The 22,397-nt window shown below is 38.5% G+C and carries 25 protein-coding genes and 1 pseudogene; 9 read left to right on the top strand and 17 right to left on the bottom strand.

Features of this window, described 5'->3' with window-relative positions:
• The first annotated feature begins 70 nt into the window (after positions 1 to 70).
• From ACRAD_RS00690 to ACRAD_RS00675, 4 genes are all read left to right on the top strand, one after another.
• The gene (locus ACRAD_RS00690) at positions 71 to 694 is read left to right on the top strand and encodes a hypothetical protein (RefSeq protein ID WP_005023665.1); all 624 of its coding nucleotides are present in this window, start codon (positions 71 to 73) and stop codon (positions 692 to 694) included.
• A gap of 126 nt (positions 695 to 820) precedes the next feature.
• Positions 821 to 1,363 carry a glutathione peroxidase gene (locus ACRAD_RS00685; RefSeq protein ID WP_005023666.1) on the top strand — a complete coding sequence of 181 codons (543 nt, stop codon included), beginning with the start codon at positions 821 to 823 and terminating at the stop codon, positions 1,361 to 1,363.
• A gap of 194 nt (positions 1,364 to 1,557) precedes the next feature.
• Complete coding sequence (locus ACRAD_RS00680) at positions 1,558 to 1,899, top strand: RcnB family protein (protein WP_005023667.1); 342 nt, start codon at positions 1,558 to 1,560, stop codon at positions 1,897 to 1,899.
• Positions 1,900 to 2,050: 151 nt separating this feature from the next.
• Entirely contained in the window at positions 2,051 to 2,638 is a 588-nt protein-coding gene (locus ACRAD_RS00675) for a hypothetical protein (protein WP_005023668.1), read from the top strand.
• A 46-nt stretch (positions 2,639 to 2,684) separates the two neighbouring features.
• On the opposite strand, the gene ACRAD_RS00670 is transcribed toward ACRAD_RS00675, so the two are convergent.
• The 11 genes from ACRAD_RS00670 to ACRAD_RS00620 all read right to left on the bottom strand — a co-directional run bounded on the left by ACRAD_RS00670 (position 2,685) and on the right by ACRAD_RS00620 (position 12,893).
• Entirely contained in the window at positions 2,685 to 4,061 is a 1,377-nt protein-coding gene (locus tag ACRAD_RS00670; RefSeq protein ID WP_005023670.1) for an NAD-dependent succinate-semialdehyde dehydrogenase, read from the bottom strand.
• Positions 4,062 to 4,710: 649 nt separating this feature from the next.
• Entirely contained in the window at positions 4,711 to 5,130 is a 420-nt protein-coding gene (locus tag ACRAD_RS00665; RefSeq protein ID WP_005023671.1) for a F0F1 ATP synthase subunit epsilon, read from the bottom strand.
• A 27-nt stretch (positions 5,131 to 5,157) separates the two neighbouring features.
• The gene (gene atpD / locus ACRAD_RS00660) at positions 5,158 to 6,552 is read right to left on the bottom strand and encodes a F0F1 ATP synthase subunit beta (protein WP_005017275.1); all 1,395 of its coding nucleotides are present in this window, start codon (positions 6,550 to 6,552) and stop codon (positions 5,158 to 5,160) included.
• Positions 6,553 to 6,581: 29 nt separating this feature from the next.
• Positions 6,582 to 7,451 (bottom strand): F0F1 ATP synthase subunit gamma, encoded by an 870-nt coding sequence (gene atpG / locus ACRAD_RS00655; protein WP_005017279.1) that lies wholly within the window; start codon positions 7,449 to 7,451, stop codon positions 6,582 to 6,584.
• Positions 7,452 to 7,523: 72 nt separating this feature from the next.
• Positions 7,524 to 9,068, bottom strand: a complete 1,545-nt coding sequence (gene atpA / locus ACRAD_RS00650) for a F0F1 ATP synthase subunit alpha (RefSeq protein WP_005023672.1) — start codon at positions 9,066 to 9,068, stop codon at positions 7,524 to 7,526.
• Between the two features lie 45 nt (positions 9,069 to 9,113).
• Positions 9,114 to 9,650: a F0F1 ATP synthase subunit delta gene (locus tag ACRAD_RS00645; protein WP_005017282.1), complete on the bottom strand. Its 537-nt coding sequence runs from the start codon at positions 9,648 to 9,650 to the stop codon at positions 9,114 to 9,116.
• An 11-nt stretch (positions 9,651 to 9,661) separates the two neighbouring features.
• The gene (locus tag ACRAD_RS00640) at positions 9,662 to 10,132 is read right to left on the bottom strand and encodes a F0F1 ATP synthase subunit B (RefSeq protein WP_005017284.1); all 471 of its coding nucleotides are present in this window, start codon (positions 10,130 to 10,132) and stop codon (positions 9,662 to 9,664) included.
• A gap of 42 nt (positions 10,133 to 10,174) precedes the next feature.
• A complete protein-coding gene (gene atpE / locus ACRAD_RS00635) occupies positions 10,175 to 10,420 on the bottom strand; it encodes a F0F1 ATP synthase subunit C (RefSeq protein ID WP_000424060.1) in 246 nt (81 codons plus the stop codon).
• Between the two features lie 84 nt (positions 10,421 to 10,504).
• The gene (gene atpB / locus ACRAD_RS00630) at positions 10,505 to 11,380 is read right to left on the bottom strand and encodes a F0F1 ATP synthase subunit A (RefSeq protein ID WP_005017287.1); all 876 of its coding nucleotides are present in this window, start codon (positions 11,378 to 11,380) and stop codon (positions 10,505 to 10,507) included.
• A gap of 104 nt (positions 11,381 to 11,484) precedes the next feature.
• Positions 11,485 to 11,883 (bottom strand): ATP synthase subunit I, encoded by a 399-nt coding sequence (locus ACRAD_RS00625; protein ID WP_005017290.1) that lies wholly within the window; start codon positions 11,881 to 11,883, stop codon positions 11,485 to 11,487.
• A 173-nt stretch (positions 11,884 to 12,056) separates the two neighbouring features.
• Positions 12,057 to 12,893, bottom strand: coding sequence for a metal ABC transporter solute-binding protein, Zn/Mn family (locus ACRAD_RS00620; RefSeq protein ID WP_005023673.1), 837 nt, complete (start codon positions 12,891 to 12,893; stop codon positions 12,057 to 12,059).
• A gap of 121 nt (positions 12,894 to 13,014) precedes the next feature.
• On the opposite strand from ACRAD_RS00620, the gene ACRAD_RS00615 reads away from it, so the two are divergent.
• The 4 genes from ACRAD_RS00615 to ACRAD_RS00600 are packed head-to-tail and all read left to right on the top strand — an operon-like array spanning position 13,015 to position 16,043.
• The gene (locus ACRAD_RS00615) at positions 13,015 to 13,512 is read left to right on the top strand and encodes a transcriptional repressor (protein ID WP_005017294.1); all 498 of its coding nucleotides are present in this window, start codon (positions 13,015 to 13,017) and stop codon (positions 13,510 to 13,512) included.
• On the top strand, positions 13,485 to 14,279 hold the full coding sequence (gene znuC / locus ACRAD_RS00610; RefSeq protein WP_005023674.1) for a zinc ABC transporter ATP-binding protein ZnuC: 795 nt from the start codon (positions 13,485 to 13,487) through the stop codon (positions 14,277 to 14,279). Before ACRAD_RS00615 ends, znuC begins: the two co-directional genes overlap by 28 nt.
• Positions 14,280 to 14,282: 3 nt before the next feature.
• Positions 14,283 to 15,086 (top strand): zinc ABC transporter permease subunit ZnuB, encoded by an 804-nt coding sequence (gene znuB, locus ACRAD_RS00605; protein WP_005017298.1) that lies wholly within the window; start codon positions 14,283 to 14,285, stop codon positions 15,084 to 15,086.
• Between the two features lie 36 nt (positions 15,087 to 15,122).
• On the top strand, positions 15,123 to 16,043 hold the full coding sequence (locus ACRAD_RS00600) for a Dyp-type peroxidase (protein WP_005023675.1): 921 nt from the start codon (positions 15,123 to 15,125) through the stop codon (positions 16,041 to 16,043).
• Between the two features lie 170 nt (positions 16,044 to 16,213).
• Here ACRAD_RS00600 and ACRAD_RS00595 read toward each other — a convergent pair whose 3' ends face one another.
• The 5 genes and pseudogenes from ACRAD_RS00595 to ACRAD_RS00570 form a co-directional block, all read right to left on the bottom strand.
• On the bottom strand, positions 16,214 to 16,828 hold the full coding sequence (locus ACRAD_RS00595) for a hypothetical protein (RefSeq protein ID WP_005017302.1): 615 nt from the start codon (positions 16,826 to 16,828) through the stop codon (positions 16,214 to 16,216).
• A gap of 264 nt (positions 16,829 to 17,092) precedes the next feature.
• Positions 17,093 to 17,766: pseudogene (locus ACRAD_RS16585) on the bottom strand (hypothetical protein).
• A gap of 113 nt (positions 17,767 to 17,879) precedes the next feature.
• Positions 17,880 to 18,596: a hypothetical protein gene (locus ACRAD_RS00580; RefSeq protein ID WP_010700341.1), complete on the bottom strand. Its 717-nt coding sequence runs from the start codon at positions 18,594 to 18,596 to the stop codon at positions 17,880 to 17,882.
• A gap of 223 nt (positions 18,597 to 18,819) precedes the next feature.
• On the bottom strand, positions 18,820 to 19,749 hold the full coding sequence (locus ACRAD_RS00575; RefSeq protein WP_005017314.1) for a hypothetical protein: 930 nt from the start codon (positions 19,747 to 19,749) through the stop codon (positions 18,820 to 18,822).
• A 91-nt stretch (positions 19,750 to 19,840) separates the two neighbouring features.
• Positions 19,841 to 20,341 carry a hypothetical protein gene (locus tag ACRAD_RS00570; protein ID WP_005017317.1) on the bottom strand — a complete coding sequence of 167 codons (501 nt, stop codon included), beginning with the start codon at positions 20,339 to 20,341 and terminating at the stop codon, positions 19,841 to 19,843.
• A gap of 322 nt (positions 20,342 to 20,663) precedes the next feature.
• Here ACRAD_RS00570 and ACRAD_RS00565 point away from each other — a divergent pair, with 322 nt between their 5' ends.
• Positions 20,664 to 21,596 (top strand): IS5-like element ISAha3 family transposase, encoded by a 933-nt coding sequence (locus ACRAD_RS00565; RefSeq protein WP_004812228.1) that lies wholly within the window; start codon positions 20,664 to 20,666, stop codon positions 21,594 to 21,596.
• Here ACRAD_RS00565 and ACRAD_RS00560 read toward each other — a convergent pair.
• The gene (locus tag ACRAD_RS00560) at positions 21,564 to 22,388 is read right to left on the bottom strand and encodes a hypothetical protein (protein ID WP_005023682.1); all 825 of its coding nucleotides are present in this window, start codon (positions 22,386 to 22,388) and stop codon (positions 21,564 to 21,566) included. The genes ACRAD_RS00565 and ACRAD_RS00560 overlap by 33 nt on opposite strands.
• Between the last annotated feature and the right edge of the window lie 9 nt (positions 22,389 to 22,397).

The following is a 22,397-nucleotide window of genomic DNA, read 5'->3' as shown; positions in this document are numbered from 1 at the left end:
ACTTCTTTTTTAATAAGAAAGTTGATGATTCAAAATTTAATATTATTTTCTAAACAGGATATCTATTTTAATGAAAAAATTACTTCTTACTACTGCCTGTATGGCATGTTTAGCTTTTGCTGGCTGTAATAAACAAACTGAACCAGCTGCTTCAGAAAACACGCAGACAACTACCGCAACTAATACAGCCAATACTACTGCTCCTGCAATTACAGGCAGCATGACAAAAGATAATCATGAAGATATCCGTAATGACCTGAACAGATTACAAGCATTGGCAAATTCCAAAGCAGAGGCTGCTATAGATTACCAAGATCAGATGATGAAGGCAGTTCAAGCTAATAACCGTGAGCAGGTTATGGATATAATGAAGAAAATGCAGGGTTTCATGACTGAATTTAATGGTGAGCTTAAAAAGCTGTCACTAAAAAGTCAGGAAGTTCATGAACTGCGCAATAAGTTTATTCATTCAAATGAACTTGGACTGGAATTAACCAAGTTAAGTACTGAAGCTAAACCAGATGAAGCCAAGATTAAAGAGCTACAACAGCAGGTGATGGATGTACAAAAAGAGATTATGCATGATGTACAGAAACTTCAGGCAAAAGTAGATCCTCAATCAGCTCAATCAACTCAATCAGCTCAATCAGCTCAATCAGCTCAATCAGCTCAATCAGCTCAATCAGCTCAATAATAATTTAAGGGCAGGCTAAAATAGCTTGCCCTGTTTAACAATTAATAAAACAGCTTGCTGCCAGATAAATTTGCGGCTAAAAAGAATAGGTTAAAACTTTAATTTATTTTATTTAGGGATGCCTATATGACTTCTATTTCTAATATTTCTATTAAAACCATACAAGGTGAAGAAATTACACTTGATCAATTTGCCGGTAAAGTCTTAATCATTGTCAATACTGCTTCAAAATGTGGTCTGACTCCGCAATATGAAGGACTTGAAAAGCTCTACCGTGAGAAAAAAGATCAGGGATTCGAAGTGCTGGGTTTTCCAGCTAATAATTTTTTAGAACAGGAGCCGGGTTCTAACGAAGAAATTCAGCAGTTTTGCTCACTCACTTATGATGTTTCTTTTCCAATGTTTGCCAAAATTTCAGTAGCCGGCCCAGATAAACATCCGCTTTACCAGACGCTGACTACGGCACAGCCAGAACGGATTGGTGAAGGTCCTTGGTGGAAAGATCTGGTAGATTATGGCCTGACTCCAAATCCTAAACCGGAAGTACTTTGGAATTTCGAAAAATTTCTAATTAATAAAAATGGAGAAGTCATAGCTCGTTTCGCACCAGATATCACTGCAGATGACCCGCGCCTAATTGATGCCATTGAGACGGAACTAAAACGATAATTAGAGAAAATGAGGGAGAGCAGCGCCTCCCTCTTTTTAGAAAAGGTCACTGCTCAAGACAGAGTTCTTCAGTAAATATTACGTTTTATATTTATCCATAGTTTTAATAAATCTACTATTCATTCTTCATCTTCGCTCGGAATTCAAAGCTTTTAATATAACTATCTAAACATTTATTGAAACCGGGGTTCCACGTGAAACACTATATTAAGACCACCCTATTTGCTCTAGTTACCGGCCTAAATGCCACAGTGGCTATGGCTGCCCCTGAACGTGCCCATCATACTCATCAAGATCAGAACCAGCCTCATTATCAGCATCAAGCTAAAGTAAACCGGCATGCTTCATCCCATGTAAACTGGAAAACAGGTGATAAAGTTCCTGCACAATATTACTCTCATGCGAACCAGGTTGACCATAAACGTTATAAAAACTTATCCAAGCCCACAAGAAACCAGCAATGGGTTAAAGTTAATGGAGATTATGTGCTGATTAATACCCGTTCACATCAGGTTATTAAAGTAGTTCATCATTAAGCTTTATTTAATAGGTTCTATAAAAAAGGTGCTTCGGCATCTTTTTAACTTTGAGGGTTAATAAAAGTGTTATCGCTTTGCAACAATAAGTTTTATCTCCACATTTTATCCATATATTAAAAAACAATATTTAATGGAAATACCATGGAACATGAAAAAGTTACTGCAAGGGGCTTTACTTCCTTTTATTATTTTTACTTCAGGTCTGCTGTTACTAGGTTGTGACCAGATGCAGCAGGATGAATCTGAAGCAGTGTATAGTGAACACAGCCAGGCTCCTGCAACAAAACCTGCCCCATCTTCCGAACTCGCAAACGGAAATATATTCTATATGGCCCGTGATGTGGCAGATATGCAATATAAAACCCAAGGCTATGTAGTAAAGTTACAGCAGGCTCAGACTGACTTACAGCAGGCCATTGAAAAGAAAGATCCGCATCAGCTTCAGACAACCGCCACTATTTTACAAGAACAACTTCGTGGATTTAGCCAGACATTGTCTTCTTTAAATCTGAAAAGTCAGGAAATTGATTCAATCCGTAATAATATCTTAGAGGCAAACCAGCAGGCTCTTGCTTCTCCTTTACTCAACGGTGAAATTGATTTTAATCAGGTGGATTTTAATAAGGTTCAGGTCCAAATGAATACTATTCAGACAGAAATGCTTAAGCTGGCAGATATGTTGATGCAGAGTTCAGATAAAGATACTCAAGCAACATCTGAACAGGAAGAAACTTAGAATCATAAAAAAGCCCTATAGTTAGGGCTTTTTATTTTAAATTAACTTATTTTTTCGGGCTTTTGACAACGACTAATTTCTTTTGTGCGAATTCTTTAAAACCATCAATGGAAAGCTCATGACCATAGCCAGAATTCTTTATTCCGCCAAATGGTAACTCTGGTGCAGTATCGGTATACCAGTTAATCCAAATCATGCCAGTTTCGACTCGGGAAGCTAATTTTTTTGCCCGTTCAATATTTTGAGAATGAATTACACCACCCAGACCATAATGTGAATCATTGGCAATGGCTACAATTTCATCTTCACTCTTGGCAACATAAAGCTGTGCTACCGGACCAAAAAACTCTTCATACCAAGCTGGATTATCACGGCTAATATTTTCTAAAATGGTTGGTTCATAGAAGTTGCCATCATGGTCAACCGGCTTACCGCCAGTGACTAGTGTTGCCCCATTTTTCACAGCATTTTCAACTTGTTCAGTCAGTTTTTCTAACGCATCTGATGAAGATAAAGGTCCAAGTTGTGTTTCAGGGTCAAGTGGATCACCAACTTTCAAGTCTTTAAAGACTTTAACCATACCGGCTTTAAATTCTTCGGCAATGTTCTCATGTAGAATAAATCGTTTAGCTGCGGTACAGACCTGACCGGCATTATTGATACGTGCCTGACAGCCAATCTTAATTGCTTTTTCCAGATCAGCATCATCCAGAACAATAAAGACATCATTACCGCCCAGTTCCAAGGTGGATTTGGTGACATGTTTTCCAGCCTGTCCGGCTACTGCACGCCCTGCCCCTTCTGAGCCGGTTAATGCTACACCCTGTACACGCGGGTCCGCAATAATATCCGCTACCTGATCACTATTAATAAATAGATTTGTCCATACTCCCCTAGGTGCACCCGCATCTATGATTAACTGTTCGAATGCTTCGGCACACTGTGGAACAATACTGGCATGCTTCGCCAAAACCGGATTACCAATTGCACAGTTTGGTGCAAACACACGCATCAGTTGATAAAACGGAAAATTCCAGGGTTCAACTGCCATAATGATACCCAGTGGATGATGTTCGACCCATGCTTCGCCCAGTTCTGTTTCATATGACACCGGGGCTAAGAATTCTTTGGTATGGTTTGCATAATATTCAGCAATGCGGGCGCAGCTTTCAATTTCACCTTCGCCTTGCTTAATCAGTTTACCCATATCCAGCGTCATGAGTTTAGCCAGTTCTGATTTTCGTTCACGCATACTGCTAGCCAGCTTGCGCAGTACATCAATACGGGTATCGACCTGTTGTGACCATTCTGACTTCAGGATTTTTTCTGCTGTATCCAAGGCATTTTGAATGTCTTGATCGCTATGTGAAGGATAGTCTTTCAATTTTTGATTATTAAAGGGGTTAACTGATTGATAACTCATAGTAAAGTTCCCTGTGTAAGCAATTTAGTTTCTGCTGGAATAAATAAGAATATGTGTAATGTCATGGGAGAGAAAAAACATCTAAAGGCTTTACAAGCTAAAAACCCAAGAGGCATGGAATTAAACTAGCATTATTTTTTTACTACTTTATTTTTGCTTACAGAATGGTTCAAAACATTACGGAGTGCGGGTAAAAGTTATATCGAGTGGTACAAAATAGATTCAACCTAGATATTATGAATAAGAGATTGAATAACTGAAGCTAGCCTTTAATTAATACAAAACTCTGGATCAGCTCTTTAAATAAAAATTTAATGAAACATCTAAAATAAAGAAAAAATATTATCTATTATTAAGTTAATATGAAAAAATTTTAAACTCAGGTTATTAATAAGATACGATTAATAGAATAAATTGAATTAAAATTTTATACCATCCTTAAGAGACTCAAGTATTATATAAAATGCCTACCCCCTATAAAGTATTTTAATTTTGTCTTAAATCATTTGCTTTCAATAACTCTGCTTAGAAATGAATTTTAGTAACTTTACTGTGAAACTGGGTATCTAATAAAAATATTTTCATTAAAAAGATTCTTATCATAAAAAAACCACCCTTTCGGGTGGTTTCTTTAATCTCAAACCGACAATTACATTGCACGATTTTTGATTTTACGGATCGTTTCCAGCTGAGCAGCAGTTTCTGCCAGAGCAGCCAGAGCAGCAGCAGAGTCCAGATCACTCTTCTGGTTAGCCAGCAACTGTTCAGCGTTACGACGCGCTTCCATAATTGCTGCTTCATCCAGATTATCGGCACGGATTGCTGAGTCAGCAAGAACCGTTACCACATGTGGCTGAACTTCTAAAACACCGCCAGATACGTAGACGATCTCTTCCGTACCATTTTCCAGCAGGACACGAATCGGTCCTGGCAGGAGCAAAGTTACCAGCGGCGCGTGACCAGGCATAATACCCAGTTCGCCACCAGCCCCTTTTGCAATTAGCATAGTCACAGTGCCTGAGTAAATTGACTCATTTACACTTACGACATCACATTGCATAGTCGCCATGAGAATCTCCTAAATTAGAGTAGCTAATTAAAGTTTCTCGGCTTTAGCAATAACTTCGTCAATACCACCAACCATATAGAACGCTTGTTCTGGGATGTGATCGTATTCACCAGCTAGAAGACCTTTAAAGCCACGAATTGTTTCTTTAAGCGGTACTAATTTACCAGGCGCGCCAGTAAATACTTCAGCTACGTGGAACGGTTGAGAGAAGAAACGCTGGATTTTACGCGCACGGTAAACTACCAGTTTATCTTCTTCAGCCAGTTCGTCCATACCCAAGATTGCGATAATGTCTTTAAGCTCTTTATAACGCTGCAATACATTCTGTACAGAACGTGCAATTTCATAATGCTCTTGACCAACAACCAGCGGGTCTAGCTGACGTGAAGTCGAGTCAAGTGGATCGATCGCTGGATAAATACCAGAAGATGCGATGTCACGGCTCAATACTACAGTTGCGTCCAAGTGAGCAAACGTAGTTGCAGGTGATGGATCTGTCAAGTCATCGGCAGGTACGTATACCGCTTGGATTGAGGTAATAGAACCATTCTTGGTCGATGTAATACGTTCTTGAAGAACACCCATCTCTTCTGCAAGAGTAGGCTGGTAACCTACTGCAGATGGCATACGGCCTAGAAGTGCAGACACTTCAGTACCCGCCAATGTGTAACGATAGATGTTGTCTACAAACAACAGTACGTCACGGCCTTTACCGTTTTCGTCTTTCTCGTCACGGAAATATTCAGCCATAGTCAGACCAGTTAGCGCTACACGCAAACGGTTACCTGGTGGCTCGTTCATCTGACCGTAGACCATTGCTACTTTGTCTAGAACGTTAGAATCTTTCATTTCGTGATAGAAGTCGTTACCTTCACGAGTACGCTCACCAACACCAGCAAACACAGATAAACCTGAGTGAGCTTTTGCGATGTTGTTGATCAATTCCATCATGTTTACGGTTTTACCAACACCGGCACCACCGAACAGGCCAACTTTACCACCTTTTGCAAACGGGCAAAGCAAGTCAATGACTTTAATACCAGTTTCCAGAAGATCTGTAGAAGCCGCTTGTTCAGCATAAGAAGGTGCTTGACGGTGAATCGGCAAACGCTCTTCAGTCGCTACAGGACCTGCCTCATCAATCGGGCGACCCAAAACGTCCATGATACGGCCCAGACAGGCAGTACCCACAGGAACAGAAATCGGTGCACCAGAGTTAGTTACAGGCAGACCACGTTTAAGACCTTCTGTAGAACCCATTGCGATGGTACGCACAACACCATCACCAAGTTGTTGCTGAACTTCTAAAGTAGTTTCAGTACCGTCAACTTGGAGAGCGTCATAGATCTTAGGAACGCTATTGCGTTCAAACTCGACGTCGATAACCGCGCCGATGATCTGAATGATACGACCGCTACTCATTGCTGTCTCCTCAATTCAAACTAATAATGTTAAACGGCAGCGGCACCGCCAACGATCTCGGAAATTTCCTGAGTAATCGCGGCTTGACGCAGCTTGTTATAAATGAGCTGTAGGTCTTTAATCAGCTGGCCTGCATTGTCAGTTGCAGCTTTCATTGCAACCATACGAGCAGACTGCTCACACGCGATATTTTCAATCACGCCCTGATAAACCATAGACTCGATATAGCGAACCAATAAACCGTTTAGCAGCTCTTCAGCTTCCGGTTCATAGATATAGTCCCAACCATAAGTACGGTTGAGGCTGTCGCCTTCGTTAGCCGGAGCAAGAGGAACAAGCTGGCTTACCGTTGGTTTCTGTGTCATGGCATTAATAAATGCATTAGATACCAGATAAATGCGATCAAGTTCGCCTCTATCAAATGCATCGAGCATGACTTGTACAGAACCGGTTAACTGTTCCAGACTTGGAGCGTCCCCTACTTGTGTAGTAGCGCCGAGCACTTTACCGCCGTAGTTTTTAAAAAACGAAACCGCTTTTTGACCAATTAAAGCAAATTCAACTTCAATTGACTGCTCACGTTGTTGCTGAACATGCTGAACAACTTTCTTGAACAGGTTAATGTTCAAGCCACCCGCAAGACCACGATCTGAAGACACGATGATATAGCCAACGCGCTTAACCGGGCGCTCAACCATATAACGGTGTTTGTATTCAGGGTTTGCTTGTACCAGGTGAGCAATTACACGGTGCATATTTTCGGCATACGGACGGCCCTGAGCCATGCGCTCTTGCGCACGACGCATTTTTGAAGCAGCAACCATCTGCATCGCACGCGTAATCTTCTGCGTGGACTTGATACTTGCGACCTTGGCGCGAATTTCTTTTAAATTTGCCATACGCTTAACCTAATATTCGGAAGCTCAAGGAGCCTCCGAAGGTTGATCCGTGAAACAAACTTAACTAATCAATTAGTAAGTTTGAGTCGCTTTGAAGCTCTCAATACCTGCTTTAATTGCAGCTTCGATGTCTTTGTTGTAATCACCAGTTTCATCGATTTGTTTCATGAGTGCAGCATGTTCAGAGCGGAAGTACGCAATGAGTGCAGCATCAAAGTCTACAATTTTCTTCACTTCAACATCAGCCATGTAGCCTTCGTTTGAAGCATAGATAGATACAGCTTGGTCAGCAATTGAATATGGAGCATATTGTTTCTGCTTCATCAGTTCAGTTACACGTTGACCATGTTCAAGCTGCTTACGAGTTGCTTCATCAAGATCAGATGCAAACTGGGCAAATGCTGCCAATTCACGGTATTGCGCTAGAGCGGTACGGATACCACCAGACAATTTTTTGATGATCTTAGTTTGCGCAGAACCACCAACACGAGATACAGAGATACCCGCGTTCACAGCAGGACGAATACCTGCGTTGAATAATGATGTTTCTAAGAAGATCTGACCGTCAGTAATCGAAATTACGTTCGTTGGTACGAATGCAGATACGTCACCAGCTTGAGTTTCAATGATCGGTAATGCAGTTAAAGAACCAGTTTGACCAGTTACTGCACCATTCGTGAATTTCTCAACATAATCAGCTGAAACGCGCGAAGCACGTTCAAGAAGACGCGAGTGAAGATAGAATACGTCACCTGGATACGCTTCACGACCTGGTGGACGACGTAAAAGTAATGAAATTTGACGGTAAGCAACAGCTTGCTTAGACAAATCATCATAAATGATTAACGCGTCTTCACCACGATCACGGAAGTATTCACCCATTGTACAGCCTGAGTACGGAGCTAAATACTGCATTGCTGCAGGATCAGCGGCCGCCGCTGCGACAACAGTGGTATATGCCATCGCACCACTTTCTTCCAGCTTGCGCACAACGTTAGCGATGGTCGATTGTTTCTGACCAATTGCCACATATACACACTTAATGCCAGAGTTTTTCTGAGCGATGATGGCATCGATCGCCATTGCTGTTTTACCAGTCTGACGGTCACCAATGATCAGCTCACGCTGACCACGACCTACAGGGATCATGGTGTCTACTGATTTATAACCAGTTTGGACAGGCTGATCTACTGATTGACGCCAAATTACACCTGGTGCTACTTTTTCAACAGCATCAGTCATTTTTGCATCAATAGGGCCTTTACCATCAATCGGGTTACCCAAAGCATCTACGACACGACCTAAAAGTTCAGGACCAACCGGAACTTCTAATACACGGCCTGTACAACGAGCTTTTTGACCTTCTTGAAGGTTTAGGTAGCTACCTAAAACAACGGCGCCCACTGAATCCTGTTCTAGGTTCAGTGCCATACCAAATAAGCCGCCGTCGAATTCGATCATTTCACCGTACATTGCATCAGCAAGACCGTGAATGCGCACAATACCGTCGGATACCATAACAATGGTACCTTCGTTTTTAGCGGTCGCGCTGGTGTCCAGATCGCCGATACGCTGTTTAATGAGCGCACTGATCTCGGATGGATTCAGTTGTTGCATTGCGCTATACCTCAATCTTTTATAAGTTCAGTCTTCTGTTTTGCGTTATGCAAGAAGACGAGTCCGCATTTTTTCAAGCTTGTTCAGCGCAGAATCATCTATCACTTGATCGCCCGCACGAATTACAACACCCGCGATTAACGCCGGATTCACTTCAACACTAACATTTACAGCGGCATTAAAACGTTTTTGTAACGCATCTGCCAGCAGCTGTTCCTGTTCTGCATTCAAGGGAAAAGCCGATTCGATAACGACATCGACTGTATTATTATTCTGTGACTTAAGCTCTTCATACTCTGCAGCAATTTCAGGAAGCAATGCCAAACGGTCATTGTCTGCCAGCAAAATCAGAAAGTTTGACACTGCCTGACTTTGTTGTTCACCTAAAACCTTTGCAAAAAGTTCCACCTGTTGTACAGGTGTAAGCTCAGGACGATTTAAATAAGCGGAAAATGCTTCGTCTTGCACCGCAGCACTGAGCACTTGTAACGCATTCGACCAATTGTCAGTTGCACCTTGCTCAGAAGCGTAAGCAAATGCTGCTTTGGCGTACGGGCGTGCCAACGTCAAGAGTTCAGCCATAATCGCCTCGCTTAAAGTTTAGCAGCCAGCTGGGTCAGCATGGCATTGTGAGCTTGCGCATCAACTTGCTGGTTCAGGATTTTTTCTGCACCAGATACTGCCAAGGCAGCAACTTGTTGACGTAATTCTTCGCGAGCAGAATTGATCTCCTGATCAACAGCTTCTTTTGCCTGTTGACGAATACGCTCACCTTCAGCCGCAGCTTGAGTACGCGCTTCTTCGATCAGCTGTGCTGCACGACGGTTCGCTTGTTCGATCAATTGAGCCGCTTGTGCTTTAGCCACGTCAAGCTCTTGCTTTACTTGCGCCTGTGCATCGGCAAGATCAGCTTTCGCTTTTTCAGCAGCATTTAAGCCATCAGCGATACGACGCTGACGCTCACTAATCGCATTGATTAGTGGTGGCCAGACAAACTTCATGCAGAATGCGACAAAAACCGCAAATGCAATCGCTTGGCCAATCAATGTGAGGTTGATATTCATTTAGCAATTCCTCAAATAGTGGAGTTTTGGGAATTAAGCTGATTAACCTACAAATGGATTTGCGAAGATGAAGAACAAACCAATACCAACGCCGATCATAGGCACAGCATCAAGAAGACCCGCGATTAGGAACATACGAGTTTGAAGTTGTGGAGCCAATTCTGGTTGACGTGCAACAGCTTCAAGGAAACGACCGCCCAGAAGACCAAAACCAATCGCAGTACCTAAAGCACCGAAAGCGATCAAGATAGCAGATGCAATTGCAACTAGACCTAAAGTGAGTTCCATGAAAAATTCCTCAGAGGTTAGGTTTTATACCAAATTAAATTAAAAAATTGTGCCTAACCGTCTGATAACAGTCAGGCAATACCATTAATGTTTTTCGCTTGCCATGCTCAAGTATACGATGGTCAGCATCATGAAAATGAACGCCTGCAACGTAATAACAAGAATGTGGAAGATAGCCCAAGGCACAGATAACGCCCATTGGATCCAGAACGGTAAAAGCGCGATCAAGATGAAGATCAACTCACCCGCATACATGTTACCGAACAGTCGAAGTGCCAATGAAATTGGACGTGCAAGGAAAGTTACCAGTTCCAGAATTAAGTTCACCGGAATAAGTAACGCTTTTGCAACTGGGTTACTTGGGTTGAATGGGTTAAGTGCCAACTCGCCAACAAAGCCACCAACACCCTTTTCACGGATGCTGTAAAACAAGATCAGGACAAATACTGACAGGGACATACCTAAGGTAATGTTCGGGTCAGTAGATGGAACAATCTTGAAGTAAACGTGGTGAGGATCCATACCAAATACACTTGCACCAATCTGCTGAGCCAGGTAAGGAACCCAGTCAACAGGAATCAGGTCCATCAGGTTCATGAGGAAAATCCACACGAAGATGGTCAGTGCCAATGGCGCAATCAAGCGAGATTTGCCATGGAAAGTATCACGAACACTTGAGTCAACGAACTCAATGATCATTTCGATTGCAGACTGGAATTTGGTAGGAACACCAGAATTGGCTGCTTTAGCAACCAGCCAGAATAACAAACAGAAAATCACACCAAGGCCAATTGACCAACCCATTGAATCCAAGTGAATTGCAGTGAACCCCATCTGTTGAGCTTCTTCAGCAGTCTCGGCCAATTTCCAAGTACCGTCCGGCATTTTGCCATAGGTCATATTGGTCAAGTGATGCTTAATATACTCTGTCGAAGTAAGGGCATGTTCTTCAGCAGCCATAAATCACACCTGGTCAATGTCAAATAATAAATAGAGCTGGTGAATATCGCGTGCTGCCTGATATCTCACACATCTCCAAAAAAACTTTTCAATTTCTGCTGCGCTTAAACTCGTTTTTGTAGTCGAGATACCCAAAACGGGGCAACCCAAGACATGCTCTGAACGAGTATAAATCCACAAAACAATGCCACCGGTGACAGTGGTTGTACATTGCTTAAAATTAAAATAAAGCCAACAATCATGATTGCAAACTTGCCGAGCATGCCCCGGTACATATTCAATAGAACCTGCTTTGAAGCTCTTGCCCCGGCAGTTCTAAATGACTGCCATGAGAAATAACTGCTTGCAAGCCAGCACACCAATGCACCAAGTGCGGCACTTAATGCTGCGGTTGTATCACTTACAAGCCATGCTATCAAAGCAGACACAGGTATCATAAATGCTTGCAGGTAGACCAAAGCTTTCGCTAACCGTCGGTCAATCAAGCGACTAGTTCGGCTCATTTTTACCCACTTACAGCATAAATGCTTGACAAGTTTAGCTGATGATCGTTTTTAATCGCAGGCATTATAGAGTTACACCCCTGAACATGCAATCTTTTCCCGATTGAACTATGGTTTTTTTCAATCCTCAGCCGGTTCTTGAGAGATTTTCAGGGTGTTCATTTTTTATCTGTTTATCGTGCATTTACTACACAGCGATGGGCCTGATCAGCCAGATCTTTCCACGCTACAATAAAATCCTGCTCATTACTCATACTTTCGTCGACCTTCTGGAATATGATCGGATTCAGGCTACGATACTGGGCCTGGCTGGCATGGCCTTCTGCCAGCAAACACATTTTTTGACTTGGCCGCTGCTGGTTCAGGTAACGAATCTGACTCATAGTTGGAGCAATATGTGGATCATCAGTTAAGGCACCAGCAAAGCGCAGATTAAGAGGTCTTTCCAAATATTGGTAAGCATCATGATAAGACCAGTATGGGCGTGACTGACCAGTCTGGTTATATTGTTGCGTCACTTTGAGCATACGTGCTGCGAATGCCCGTGCATTATTCCAGTAAGCCTGCCGATGTGCTGGATACTGCTGTGAACGTAAGGCCGCTATAAAAAAGCCGATACGTACCGCATTATTCGGATCAAGCCAGATATGGGTATCGACAGTATTTGGTAATGCTTTACCACGGGTATTTCGAAGTGGCAGCAGCTTTACCAATCCTGAATCCAGGATAGAGATTGCTTTAGGCTGGCTGCTCAATACCTTGTCTAAAGGAGCTTCATGAGCTTTCCCAAGCCAGATCACCAGAGAAGCATCCTGAATGGTCTTACGGTGAGCCGGCTTTAGAGTAATATCATGCCCGCTCTGATTGGCTAATAGCAGCTTGGGTTGCTCGATTCCTTGGGTAACTGCTTTACTGATCAGGTAAATAGGTTGTGTAGATGCAACCAGGTCATTTGACCAGCTTAAGGTACAACTGCATAGTGCCAGAGCAACAAGAATAAAACGTAACATGAAGAAGAAACCAAGACCCTTTAATGTTATAATATAACAATTCTACAAAAATACCTATGCCTGTTCGAAACATGCTTAGGCTTCATGTTAATATTTAATAAATTATTTTCGAGGTTTTAGCATGAGCTCATGTTCACATGGACATCATGACACATTGCACGGCGTACATGACCATCATAACGTTGAAGCACGTCTTGCTGAAGCAGAAAGCTTATGTATTGCCTCGGGTGCACGTCTTACTCCTTTACGTAAACAGGTGCTGGAACTGATTCTGAAAGCTTCCAGCCCGATGGGGGCCTATGACCTGCTGGCTAAAATGAAAAGTAATACTGACCGGCCGGCTGCTCCACCTACTGTTTACCGTACGCTAGAGTTTCTGCTGGAAAAAGGCCTTATTCACCGTTTGACTTCAATTAATGCCTATATTCCCTGTTGTCATCCAAGAGAAGGCCATCAGGCGGCTTTTCTGATCTGTACGCGCTGTCACATTGTTAAAGAGGCATCAGCACAAGGCTTGATGCAGCAGCTGGAGCAGCTGGCAGCTTCTGATCATTTTAATGCGCATCACAGTATTATCGAGATTTCAGGATTATGTCAGCAGTGCAACACCACGGCCTAAGCTCTCCCCTGCCCCTGGTTTCTCTTGAAGATATCAGTGTAAGGCTTGATGAGCTGGATATTCTTAAGCAGATTAATTTTACGCTCCATGAACGGGAGATTGTGACCCTGATCGGTCCAAACGGTGCTGGCAAGTCTACCCTGATTAAGATATTGCTAGGCATTATGCAGCCGAGTACTGGTCATGTCCGCACGGCTAAAACGCTAAAGATGTCGTATGTGCCACAAAAATTTAACCCATCACATAGCTTGCCATTGCGCGTCAAAGACTTGCTGGCTTTAGAAAACTGCTCCCAGCAGATCAAATCAGAAATCATCCGAGATACGGGTATCAGCAAGTTAGAGTTATCTAAAGTGCAACAACTTTCCGGAGGTGAACGGCAACGGGTATTACTGGCACGTGCATTACTGCGCCAGCCAGATATCCTGGTTCTGGATGAACCCATGCAAGGGCTTGACATTCAGTCTGAGGCCGAACTGTATGCCTATGTACGGAGCCTGCCGGAACGTTATGGCTGTGCAGTATTAATGGTTTCTCATGATTTGCAGTGGGTCATGCAAGGCACGCATCGTGTGGTTTGCCTCAACAAGCATATCTGTTGTAGCGGCCTGCCAGAGAATGTCCAGCAACATCCTGAATATCAGGCAATCTTTGGAACCCAACGTGTATTTTATCAGCATCATCATGACCACTGTGCGCATGGTGACCATGCTGAACCCTGTCAGCATAATGCCCGCCCACATATCCACCCTGAACCGGAAGTTTAAGTAATGATGGAATGGCTACAACTTCTGCTTCCTGCCTGGATTATGGGTACCCTGCTGGTCTTTCTGACCGCTCCACTTGGCTGTCTGATGCTGTGGCGACGGATGTCATTTTTTGCCGACACCATGGCGCATGGCACTTTACTTGGCGTTGCCGTTGCAGGTGCACTTAGCTTACCACTATGGATGGGTGTTACTTTACTGGCCTTATTACTGGTGGCAGTGTTATGGGTATTGCATGATCCGCGCTTGCCGAGTGATGCTTTACTGGCACTGTGTTCAGCGACCCTGCTCTGTTCTGGCCTGTTGTTTATCCAGCACTTGCCCAGTTTAAGGCCTGAACTGCTCAGTTATCTGTTCGGTGACCTGCTTACAATCAGCTGGAATGACTTACCTACATTTGCTGCGGTTATTCTGCTGGCACTCGCCGTGCTTTATAAATCATGGCAAGCCCAGATCCGTACTGCAATTGATCCGGATATTGCAGCCAGCGAAGGCATCCATAACCAATGGCAGCGCCTGATTTTCATGTTACTGCTGGCGCTGTTTACAGTTCTGGCATTGCGTGCCGTAGGTTCTTTACTGATGGGAGCATTACTAGTCATACCTGCGCTGACGGCACGTCTGCTTGCACATTCACCCAGACAGATGGTGATCTGGGCATTTGTGATGGCACAGATTGGAATAACGGTAGGACTATGGTCAAGTGCTGGTCTAGACATTTCGACCGGCTTAAGTATTGTACTTACTATGGCAATTTTATTTATCCTGATTTTTACTGTACAGAAGATCAGAACAAGTATTTCATAAGGCTTAAAGCCTGTATAAAATTTTGTGGGGTTTTTAATGACTGCTCAATCGGTAATCCTTCCCTTACCTTCTGACCATGCACGTTTTATCAGTTTACGTTTAAAAGATTTGTCAGTGGCTGAGCTTAAAAAGCACATCGCGCTACTGCATAGTACACGAGACCGCTTGATTACCCAGCACCCTGCTGCACAGATTAAAGCGGCCGTTGCTTTCGGTCCAGAAATATGGCTCCAGCTTTATAAAGAAATGCCTTCTGGTTTTAAACAGCTTGCTCCTCAGCAGGGTACTTTTCAGATGCCGGTGGTACCTGCCGATGTATTCATTCATATTGCCAGCGCACGTGCTGACATCTGTTTTGCCTTGAGCCAGGCATTTTTTGAGGGAATCAAAGATAAGGTTGAGGTGCTGGATGAGCGGGTATGTTTTCGCTACTTTGATGGGCGTGATATTACCGGCTTTATTGACGGTACTGAAAACCCACAATTTAATGATGACCGTGCAGAGGTTGCGCTTCTGCCTGAAGACAGTGGTGTCTTTGCAGATGGATCGTTTATTTTCGCCCAGCGTTATGCACATGACCTGGAAAAATGGAAACGTTTAAAAGTAGATACTCAAGAGCAGATCATGGGCCGTACCAAACTTGAGTCTATTGAACTGGATAATGAGGTAAAACCTGAGAATGCGCATATAGCACGTACCGTGGTAGAAGATGAAAATGGTGAGGAAATGGAGATTCTTCGTCATAGTCTCCCATATGGTGATGGGAAAGGTGATCAGGGTCTTTTCTTTATTGCTTATACTAAAGACCTTAACATTATCGATCTCATGCTGAACCGTATGTTTGGAACCAGTGGTGATGGTATTCATGACCGTTTATTACATTTTGTTACTCCACTTGATGGGGCATATTACTTTGCGCCTAGCGCAGAATTACTTGAAGTGATATTAGAGAGTTAAAAAACTGAAGGGTATATTTTTAAAGCTCTAGAGTATTTTAGAGCTTTCTTACATTTTAATAAAATTAAATTAAAAATTATTAGTCTTAAATCTAAAGTTTTGGTTAATAACTTAACTTAAAAAATATAAAAGCTATTAGCCTTATATTTATATAAAAAAGGATAATTAAATCAGTTTACCTGCTTAAAGTAAACTTTTTCTCCTTCGGAACATACTCCATAAAAAACTCCATAAGATTCATCTTTTACAGAAGGATTATTTAAATAGCTATTGCATTCTAAAATCAAATCTCCAGCATTTTTCTTAAATACTATTTTTTGCTTTTGATAATATGGAGCACCTGTATAATTATCAGCTAAATAATAGATTCCTAACTTAAAATTCTTTGATTCAGCCTGTTTAGTTGCATATCCATTCTTTATAAAATCAATCCCACCCAAGGCCAAGTTAATTTTATCAATATTTAAACTCAACTCATTATTATTATTTTTATCTACTTTAGCTTCTGCCCATCCAACTTGGACATCTTCACTATAAATATTTTTATAATATAAGGTAAAATTACCATTATTATCTTTTATATAAAACTCATCACGTGCAGGATCAAGTCTTTTAAAAAGATAATTATTCACTTTTTTTGTGGGTATAAGATGCTTACACTTCCCTGAATTTTTACAGATTTGATATGAAAAATAAAGTTTTGTATTACTTGACTTAGGCTGACCTGCCTCAGTTGTAACTGCATACATTAAACTAATTAAAAATAAAAAAAAGACTCTAATCATTATTGCATAATCTCTATATATATTTTTTTAAACAATACATTACTTTAATTAAAGTCTAAAAAATTCTTCATTTTAAATTTTATGAGAATCAAAAATATAAAAAATAGATAGCTTTAAAAGTTTCTATAATTAATACTTTTTACATTAAAATTCGACTAGTAGAAATATAATATTAATTTATTTTAATATAAGCACTTTTAGTATTAAAGTATCTATATCTTTAAGTAAAATTTTTATCTATCATAAATATTATTAATTTTCTCTCTACTTATTCCTTACATCCAACAAACCCTTACTATATATTTCTTTATTTTTAGTACATGATGCTTGTAAATCCATATCTAGATAAGTATAACGATGTAATAGCTTTTCTTCATTATTAAGCCCTCCCCAAATATTAAAATGTGAACCTTCTTTTGTAAAATATTCAGTTATAATGTTAGGGATTCCATTCCCTATCATATCAATCCTTCTAACTTTATTATTTTTATATAGAATCTAATCCTTATTTAATTCAAAGCCATAGCCTCAAACTAAATCCTTACTTCTTTTATTAATATTATAAAAATAGTTAGGCTCATCTGTAACAATAGTTAATTTTGAAACACAATCAGAATCATCATTTTTCAATACTGGTGCCACGACATCATATTTAATTTTTTCATTATCTTTATAAATAATTACAATATCTTTATTAAGAGGTTTTTCACTTATAATACCTCCTTCACCAGGATCTAATAATAAATAAATTTTATTATCTAGTTTTTCCTTAATATCCTTACTAATCTTCAATTTCTCTACTGTAGGTAGACTTTCTTGTGACTTCTCTTCTATTTTTCGCGGTTTAATAGGTTTAGTATGAGTAGTATCACTCAAATATTTAGTATCACAAGCACTTAGGCCAATAAGCACATACCTATTAATATTTTATAAATCACTTTTACTACCTTTGCATGATTAATGATATATATCTTTATTATTATATTAAATCTATATCCTGAAATTAAAAATACCACCTAAATTTACATAATTATAAAAATATTCATGTTATTTATAATTCTGGAATTTCTTTAAAATAAATTTTTTCCTTATCAGAACAAACACTATAGAACATACCTGAATAATTATTCTTCGGATCTAGGTCTTGCATATAGTTTTTACAATCAAGTAAAAGCTGCTTATTTTTCTTTATGAAAGTTAATTTTTGATATTGTCTAAAAGAATAGCCATCATAGAAGTCATTAATTTTATACATATCTCTTCTATAGTTTTTCGAGGGAACATAATTAGAGTTATCACCATTGCCTATAATATTATAGTTTCCTAAAGTTTGAAATATATTATTAGTTTCTATAATAAGATTATTTTCATTATTTGCAACTATTTTCATTTGTGCCCATCCCATTTCAACACCTTCTGAAAATATATTTTTATAGATAATGTAATTTTTATTATCTTTTATTTTTATATAAAATTCATCTACAGGAGGCTTATAAGCAAACAATGCATAACTATTTTGATATTTTATGTAATTAAATTCACTACAAACATTTTTTAAAGTGCATTTCTTATATGAATAATAAACTGTATTAGCTGTATTAGCTGTATTAGCTGTATTAGCTGTATTAGCTGTATTAGCTGTATTAGCTGTATTAGCTGTATTAGCTGTATTAGCTGTATTAGCTGTATTAGCTGTATTAGCTGTATTAGCTGTATTGAAACATCCAGAAACTAACAAAACTAGTATTAATAATAAAGTATTTTTCATTAGGTTATCTCTATATGCATCGCACCTTCTCCAGGCTCATCGCCAGAAATGAAGCCACTAATGATACCACTGTTAAGCTTAGCAATATTTTTTAGTTATATATTAAATATTTTTATATTTAACAATACAACTAATTAATTATTCTATATAAAATAATATTATAAGAAAAACTTTATATTTAAAAACAAGATATCAACTAAAGATATCCTGTTTTATTAAAAAATTAATTTAAGATTAATTTATTACCATTAAAATATACATTCTGACTACTATCTATTTTAAATGATTTAACTTCACCTAATGCCTTAGTTTTAAATAGACCATCTAAAAAATAGGATAAATATATATTTTCTTGCTCACTATCACCCTCACTATATTTTAAAACATATAAAATCTTACTACCAGCAGAAGCATTAATATAGGTTGTATCAAATCCTCTTTCATTTACAAGAAATCGAAGTTCACTATTTTTATCATTATTTGATATTTCTTTTAACCTATCATTTGTGAGTGTATTTTCTTTACACTTCACTCCATTACACATAAATTTTTTCTTTTCAAATGTAATGGGAAAATTGCTATTTTTATATTTTATATTTTTTTGTTTCTGTACTTTTTTAAAAAAATCTTTATCATTTGGATTGAATGTATAACATTCATTCTCAACATTTATATTATTATCTTGATACGAAAATGTTGTACCTGATAGACAAATTTGATTATTATTTTGACTAAATTTAATACGAGGAGGCTCATTTATGATCTCTTCTAATCTATTATTAACAAAATAACCAACAGATTGTCCTAATGGATATACTCTTTTCGTTGTTGGATCTAATACGACAAAGTATTTAACTTTTCTAGGTGCACCTTTTCCAGTATCTCTTTCTTTATCAATTACTAAAGCAACTTTATTTTGGGCAAAGTTTGCTTTTTTTCTCAATGAATTATTATAAAGCTTTAAATAATTATCTGAACAAAAATCAATAAAACTATGGTCAAAGTTACACTTTAAAACTTTATCTTTTGTAACAAAATCATTAGAAACGTTCTTCTTATCACTTTCAAAATTTTGATTATTTTCTTTAGAAAATCCACAATTTGATACTAACAAACCAATAGAAAATATTATTACTGTTTCCAAAAATTTCACTTCAAACTTCCTATTAGTTTAAACCAATTACTATCAATTTTTTATTTTTTAAATAATACACCCCAACTTAGAGGAGGTATATCACATATTTTTATTTTAAATTTTTCTTTAATAATTTTTCATACTCATCTTTATAACTAATTATCCCGGAGCTATCAATTGAGTAATAATAACCTATTTTTTCTATTTCTAGTTTTGGCTTAATTTTAATCAAATAAAATTCTGATTTAGCCTCTTCATCTGTATCTACATATTTTTCAGCTATAGAGTAAACTATATCATTACCTTTAGATATAAATCTAAAATTATCTACATTAAGATCTTTTATTTTACCATCTGACAAAAACCTCCCTTCAACTGGGAGTTCTTTTAAAATTTTAGTTGATTTATAAGAATAATCTTTTATATCACTTATTTTTTTGCATTCTTTTTCAGATTTATTTTCTCTACATTCTGAATAAAAATTTGATGATATAGGATATTTAATTACTCTAATATTTTTCTCTATTTTATTGATTTCTTTGGCGACTGACGGACTACTTGATATTACTAAACCAATAGAAAATATCATTACTTTTTTCAAAAATTTCATTTCAAATTCCTTATTATTTTAAACCCATTACCATTAATTTTTTATTTTAAAAGATATATCCCAACTTGGATAGGGTATATTACACTATTCTTATTTTAAATTTTTCTTTAATAGCTTTTCATTCTCATTTTTATAACTAATCACTCCAGAGCTATCAATTGAGTAATAATCACCTATTTTCACTACCCCCAGCTCAGGTTTTATTTTTATCAGATAAAATTCAGAACTAGATTCTTCATCTGTATCAATATACTTTTCGGCAATAGAAGGCTTTGTTGCACAAAGCTATTCTTGAAGGCTTCTTCAGTAATATAATTTCCAGATGAAGAAGCCTACACCTAAAATCTATCGTACAACCAATTGGTCCTCGTATAACCAAGCTTTAATCAAGCGAGGAAATATTTCAATCTGGTTTGATCCTAAGACGCAATGGTATGCACAACCACAAGGCAAGCAAGGACGAAATCAAACTTATTCCGATACAGCGATTCAATGCTGTTTAATGATCAAATCTCTATTCCGTCTTTCTTTACGTATGGTTACTGGCTTTGTTCAAAGCCTGATTAAACTCTGTGGCTTGAATTGGACAGCACCAGATTACTCCACCCTTTGTAGACGACAAAAGCATATTGATATTGCGATAAGCTATCAGAAAAGTCATGATGGGTTACACCTACTTGTCGACTCTACGGGTTTAAAGTTTTTAGGTGAAGGCGAATGGAAGCGTAAAAAACATCAGCCTGAATACCGTCGGCAATGGCGTAAACTGCATATTGGTATAGATGCTGAAACACTGCAAATACGTGCCGTTCAGCTTACTACAAATAATGTCAGTGATTCACAAGTACTAGGTGATTTACTGGATCAAATTCCACTAGATGAGCGAATAGATTCTGTCTATACCGATGGCGCGTACGACACGAAGTGCTGCAGAAAAGTGATTTCAGATCGTCAAGCACATGCAGTAATTCCACCCAGAAAGAATGCCAAGCCCTGGAAAGATTCTAAAATAAGTTCAATAGAACGAAATGAGTTACTTCAAACGGTTAAACATTTAGGTAGAACCCTATGGAAAAAATGGTCGGGTTATCACCGTCGTAGTTTGGTGGAAACCAAGATGCATTGCATCAAATTATTAGGTGATAGGCTGACGGCAAGACATTTTCAAAGTCAGGTCAATGAAATTCATGCGCGTGTGGCAGTTCTGAATAGATTTACGGAATTAGGTAGACCTCGCACCCAAGTTGTGTCTTAAATTTGAATGGATTGGGGAGAACTCAGCTTTTGAATGTTTATGCAACAAAGCCGCAATAGAATAAAAACTATCTTTAATTTTAGGAAGGAACCTAAATGTATCTGCATTTAATGATTTTACTTTTGAGTCGTTTAATAAAACCACCAAATCAGGAGATATTTTTTGTAATTCAGATAACGTATAAGGTCTATTATTATATTTTTCAATTTGTTCACATTTTTTCACTGGATTTTTCTCAGTACACTTAGAGTAAAAATCGGAAGAAATTGGTAAGTTAAGTTTCTTTATCTCATTATTGGAACTAAAGTTATCATATTTTTTTGTTTCTTTTCCCAACTCATCTCTTGATTTAAAATTAAAATCCCCATTATTATATACATAGCACGTTTTTACTGCCCTATAAGAATTCTGATATTGGTTAAAGTTACCATTTAAACAAAATAAATTATTATTTGATGAAAATTCTACAGGCTTAATATTTGACATCACACTCAATGAAGCTGGAAATGTAAAAACCTTAAGACTTTCTAAATCGATAACAGCAAAATATAAATAGTTTTTTTCTTTAAAACTCATTAAAAACTTATTTTTATCAAAATTTGATACTTTATTTTTTAAAATATTATTATAATCTTTTAATCTTTCTTTGGTACAAAAATCTACTTCATCAAAATCAATTGAACAGCTTTTGACATCGATTTTATTTATATCTTTTGCTACAGACGTATTACTTGAACATCCTAAAATTGATAAAATTATAAGCACAGTTAAGCTTACAGATGTATTTTTCATTTTTAAATA

Source organism: Acinetobacter radioresistens DSM 6976 = NBRC 102413 = CIP 103788, from assembly GCF_006757745.1.
Lineage (GTDB): Bacteria > Pseudomonadota > Gammaproteobacteria > Pseudomonadales > Moraxellaceae > Acinetobacter > Acinetobacter radioresistens.
The sequence above is the reverse complement of the archived record's forward strand: the minus strand, read 5'-3'. Positions and strand labels throughout refer to the sequence as shown.